Genomic DNA, 3,567 nt, shown 5'->3' on the forward strand with positions numbered 1-3,567 from the left:
TTCTGGCTGAAGGTCGAGTGACCCCACACCGGCTCGTCCACCGGCAAACCAGCGAGACAACAGGTTGAAATCGATCTGCTCGACCAGCTGCCGCTCGGAGCGGACGGTGTAGATCACCTGGAGCGACGAAGCGCGCAACAGCCGCTCCGGGGCGATCGAGGCACGCCCTGGCCTGGAGTGAAGCCCGTCGAAGTCCCGAGCCATCGAAGCCAGGATCGTATCGACCCGCCGGCGCAATGGACGCAGCGGATGGTCGTTCGGGATGCGCTGTTCCAGCGCTGGGTAGCTGAACAGCTCGTCTTGCTCGAGATCGAGTCCACGCATTGGCTTGGGCTGAGAGGCTGTGAAATTTTCGATAATTTCATGAGTAGAGGAGGCAGTTTCGCCATTGCCTGCGCCATTCGGGATTCGAGCGCAGAACGGCAAATTGCATTATTCGGCCGCCCCGCGTCATGCCGGGCGCAGGCATAGCCGTAGGGGCGAGTTTGTCACAGCCACTTGCCCGCCGCCGACCACGCGTTGAAACGCTTGTAGACCGAGTTCCAGCCTCCGAAGGCGCTGGGCAGGTCTCTCCGGGGGCAGCCTGCGCGCATCCGGTAGAGCATCCCCTCGACCGTCATGCGCAGATCCGGCTTGTGGTGAATGGATTGCTGAAGCAGAACCTTTTCCAGCTTCGACCAGCGTTCGTCGGTGAGCATCGATCGGGGCATTGCCAGCCTGCGGAGGGAGCGGTGTGGGAACCTTGATTTTGCAGGCTTTCCCGCCCTCATCGACCCCTCTGGCTCGAAACGTCAACACCCCCTAACTGCGAGAGAAATTGGTTTTTTCACAGCCTCTGAGCTCTGCATGAAGAAGATGGCAGTCAATTTGCCAGAAGTGGAAAGCGCTCTGGCTTTTTTCAACAGCCTGCTAAACCTCAGGGCAATCGCATGAAGCGAACGCCTCGCATTTGAAGCCGTGATCGCAAGAGCGTATCAATGGGATATTTGAGCACCTGCGCATGCCTTCCCTTCCCATGCCCATCACGGACGTATTCGTCTCCCAGGCGATCCCCGGCAGACCAACGAGGTTCAGCATTCCCTGGTCGAAACACTGACCATCGCCGTCTGTGGCATTCTGGTCGGTGCCGACACCTTCGAAGCGATCCAGGCGTGGGCTCAGGAGAAGCTGCCCTGGTTTCGTCGCTACCTGGCGTTGCCCAACGGCATTCCTTCGCATGACACCTTCGCCCGGCTCTTCGCGCTGATCCAGCCGCAGGCCTTCGAGGCCGCCTTCCGGCGCTGGGTCGAGGCGGTGTTGCCCGCGCTCTCGCCTCAGGTGGTGGCCCTGGATGGCAAAACCAGTCGTCGTGCGGCCACGGCTGGTGAGGCGGCGCTGCATCTGGTCAGTGCCTTTGCGGCTGACGCCGGACCGATCCTGGGGCAGTAAGCCACAGCGGCCAAGTCCAATGAAAAGGCAGCCATTCCTGAGGTGCTGGCCACCCTGGCCCTGGAGGGCTGTGTGGTGACGATCGATGCCGGGGGAGTCCAGCCCGGCATTGCGCAAGCGATTCGCAAACAGAAGGCCGACTATGTCCTGGCGGTCAAAGGCAACCAGCCCATGCTGCTGGAGTCGATCGAGGACTTCTTCGAGACCTTCCGCCGGCACATGCCCGAGCGCACCCCGCACGGGTTCTGTGAAACGGTCGAAAAAGGCCATGGGCGGCTGGAAATCCGGCGCTGTCATGTTTTCGGCGAGCTGGCCTGCCTGGCTCACCCCGAGCGCTGGCCTGACCTCGGCTGTTTCGGGGGGATCGAGTCGGAGCACCACCTGCAGGGCAGGGTTTCGCATGAGCGACGTTACTTCATCAGCAGCCTGGCGCCGGATGCCGAGCGGCTGGCATCGGCGATCCGCCAGCACTGGGGCATCGAGAACCGTGTGCACTGGTGCCTGGACGTGGTGTTTGCCGATGACCGGATGCGCGCGCGTACCGCCCATGCGGCCCATAACCTGGCGACGCTGAGGCGACTGACGCTGAACCTGCTCCGCCTGGACCCGAGCCAGCGCAAGGGCAGCCTCAAGACTCGTCGGCTCATCGCCAACACCTCGGATGACTATCGGGCCGAGCTGCCGAGACTCGAATGAGAATGCTTGGCTTCATGCGATTAGCCCTGGGCTAAACCTTGTAATTCATGGGCAATCTTGTAATGTGACTATCTTTTCTGTTTGTGGTTGATGGATTGTCATGAGGTCAATTGAAGAGCAGTTGGCGCTGATCAAGCGCGGTGCGGAGGAAGTCTTGGTTGAGGCTGAACTGGTCGAGAAGCTGAGAGGTGGTCAACCGCTGCGAGTCAAGGCTGGTTTCGATCCCACTGCTCCAGATTTACACCTCGGACATACTGTCCTCATCAACAAGTTGCGCCAATTCCAAGATTTGGGGCATCAGGTGATTTTCCTTATAGGTGACTTCACTGGGATGATCGGTGACCCCAGTGGCAAAAGTGTTACTCGACCACCTCTGACGCGCGATCAGGTATTGGAAAATGCCGAGACCTACAAGGCTCAGGTTTTCAAGATCCTTGATCCGACCAAGACTGAGGTGGTTTTCAATTCTGCTTGGATTGAGCAGTTGACGCCTGCTGACTTTGTACGGCTGACCTCTCATTGCACTGTGGCGCGCATGCTTGAGCGTGATGACTTTAGTAAGCGTTATGCTTCAAATCAGGCGATTGCAATTCATGAGTTTCTTTACCCGCTGATGCAGGGGTATGACTCTGTTGCCTTGCGTGCCGATGTCGAGCTTGGTGGCACGGATCAGAAGTTCAATCTGCTGATGGGGCGCGAATTGCAGCGTGCTTATGGTCAGAAGTCTCAGTGCATTGTCACCATGCCTCTGCTCGAAGGGCTGGATGGTGTGAAGAAAATGTCTAAGTCGCTGGGCAACTATGTTGGCATTCAAGAGTCGCCGGGGATCATGTATGGCAAGCTGGTGTCGATCCCCGATTCTTTGATGTGGAGGTATTTCGAGCTCTTGAGCTTTCGCTCGATGGAGGAAATCGATGTCTTCCGGACTGATATCGAGCGGGGTGCCAATCCGCGGGATATCAAAGTTAAGCTGGCTGAGGAGGTTGTTGCTCGTTTCCACGGTGAAGAGGCGGCTGCCAGTGCGCATCGTTCGGTGGGGAATCGCATGAGGGATGGCGAGCAGCCGGAAGATTTACCTGAGATCGAGCTGCTCTCGATAGAGGATATGCCAATTGCTGCTGTGCTAAATAAAGCAGGCTTGGTTAAGAATGCTGCTGTGGCGCGTGATCTGCTCGGTTCCGGTGGGGTGCGCGTGGATGGTGTTGTGATTGATCGAGGATTCTTGTTCCGGCGCGGTGCAACGCATGTCTGTCAGGCGGGAAAGAAGTCTTTTGCCAAAGTTACCCTGAAGGCGGAATAGAGGGAGTCTAAATAATCCTTGACTGAAGATTTTTGGTCTCTATAATGCGCCCACTTCCCGAGCAGGGGTCTGCGGAAGTCCTTGAAAATCAAGGGTTTGCCTGCTGGATCTGGGCGAATTGGGAAGGCGGGCGGCCTGGGTGA

General features: G+C 58.0%; 1 protein-coding gene and 3 pseudogenes. 2 read left to right on the forward strand and 2 right to left on the reverse strand.

Annotation, left to right across the window (positions count from 1 at the left end; translation table 11 throughout):
• Together ACYVD0_RS19690 and ACYVD0_RS19695 are read right to left on the reverse strand one after the other, a co-directional pair.
• Positions 1-324, reverse strand: a pseudogene (locus tag ACYVD0_RS19690) (transposase); the annotation flags it as partial.
• Between the two features lie 167 nt (positions 325-491).
• Positions 492-710 (reverse strand): annotated as a pseudogene (locus tag ACYVD0_RS19695) (transposase); the annotation flags it as partial.
• Between the two features lie 290 nt (positions 711-1,000).
• Between ACYVD0_RS19695 and ACYVD0_RS19700 the strand changes: the two are divergent.
• A pseudogene (locus tag ACYVD0_RS19700) lies at positions 1,001-2,124 on the forward strand (ISAs1 family transposase).
• A gap of 100 nt (positions 2,125-2,224) precedes the next feature.
• Entirely contained in the window at positions 2,225-3,424 is a 1,200-nt protein-coding gene (tyrS, locus tag ACYVD0_RS19705; RefSeq protein WP_460428376.1) for a tyrosine--tRNA ligase, read from the forward strand.
• The last annotated feature ends 143 nt before the right edge of the window (positions 3,425-3,567 follow it).

Source organism: Azotobacter armeniacus, from assembly GCF_054779355.1.

Excerpts from the sequence above, each read along its gene's own strand:
- tyrS (WP_460428376.1), top strand. The coding sequence starts at position 2,225 with ATGAGGTCAATTGAAGAGCAGTTGGCGCTGATCAAGCGCGGTGCGGAG.